This window comes from Streptomyces sp. NPDC054956 (assembly GCF_053609185.1).
Map to the genome: position 1 here is coordinate 1 of NZ_JBSGXB010000638.1, position 1,378 is coordinate 1,378.

General features: G+C 71.8%; 2 protein-coding genes. Both read right to left on the bottom strand.

Going from position 1 to position 1,378, the window contains the following annotated elements:
- Positions 1-362, bottom strand: a 362-nt coding sequence (locus ACWGDE_RS38970) for a beta-ketoacyl synthase N-terminal-like domain-containing protein (RefSeq protein ID WP_453393824.1), incomplete at its 3' end; no start/stop codon positions are given.
- The coding region (locus ACWGDE_RS38975; RefSeq protein WP_453393825.1) for a beta-ketoacyl-[acyl-carrier-protein] synthase family protein at positions 359-1,378 on the bottom strand (1,020 nt) is incomplete at its 5' end. The genes ACWGDE_RS38970 and ACWGDE_RS38975, both read right to left, overlap by 4 nt.

Below are 1,378 nucleotides of genomic sequence, written 5' to 3' on the forward strand. Positions count from 1 at the left end.
CGCAGCTCGCGCTGGCCGTACTCGCCGCCGCCGGAGCCGGCGGCGGTGACCACGCCGACGGACCAGGGGTCCGCCTCGTAGTCGGCGCGGCCGAGCCGGCCGTCCTCCAGGGCGAGGTCGGCCGCGGCGAGGGCGTGGTGGGTGTAGCGGTCCGTCTGGACGAGATAGCGTTCCTCGACCATCGAGGCCGCGTCGAAGCCCCGTACCTCGCCCGCGACGCGCAGCGGGAGGTGTTCGCAGCCCTGCCGGGTGACCCGGCCCAGGACGGCGGTGCCCGCCTGGGTCGCCTTCCAGAAAGCGTCGGCGCCGATGCCGTTGGGCGCGACGACCCCGATGCCCGTGATGACCGTACGGCCGCTCACGAGACCACCTCCTCCTTGGATTCCCTGGACTCCCCGGACCGGGTCATGACGACGGCGGACTGGAAGCCGCCGAAACCGCTGCCGACGGAGAGCACGCTGCGCAGCTTGCGCTCGCGGGCGACGCGCGGGACGTAGTCGAGGTCGCATTCGGGGTCGGGGGTCTCGTAGTTGGCCGTCGGCGGTACGACCTGGTGGGTCATCGCCAGGACGCATGCGGCCAGTTCGATCGCCCCGATGGCGCCGAGGGAATGCCCCACCATGGATTTGATGGAGGTCATCGGCGTCTTGTAGGCGTGGTCGCCCAGGACCTTCTTGACCGCGGCGGTCTCGTGGCGGTCGTTCTGCTTGGTCCCGGAGCCGTGCGCGTTGACGTAGTCGATCTCGTGGGCGCCGATCCGGGCCTGGGCGAGGGCTGTTTCGATGGCCCGGGCCATCTCCAGGCCCTCGGTGGTCAGTCCGGTCATGTGATGGGCGTTGCCGAAGGTGGCGTAGCCGCCGATCTCGCAGTAGACGGTCGCTCCACGGGCGCGGGCGTGTTCCAGCTCCTCCAGTACGAGGACGGCACCTCCCTCGCCGAGGACGAACCCGTCGCGGTCGGCGTCGAAGGGGCGGGACGCGTGGGCGGGGTCGTCGTTGTTCGGCGAGGTGGCCTTGATGGCGTCGAAGCAGGCCACGGTGATGGGTGAGACGGGTGAGTCGGAGGCGCCGGCGATGCACACGTCCATCCGGCCCTCCGCGATGGAGTGGACGGCGTACCCGATGGCGTCGAGTCCGGAGGTGCATCCGGTGGAGACGGTCTGGACCGGTCCGCGCGCGCCCGTCTTCTCCGCGACGGCGGAGGCCAGGGTGGCGGGGGTGAACGCCCGGTGCAGGTGGCGCCCGGCGAGCCGGTGGTCCACGTCCCACCAGGCGCCCGACTGGCTGACGGCCACGTAGTCGTGCTCCAGACGGGTGGTGCCGCCCACGGCGGTGCCCAGCGAGACTCCGGTGCGCCACGCCTCGTCGGTGGTGAGGTC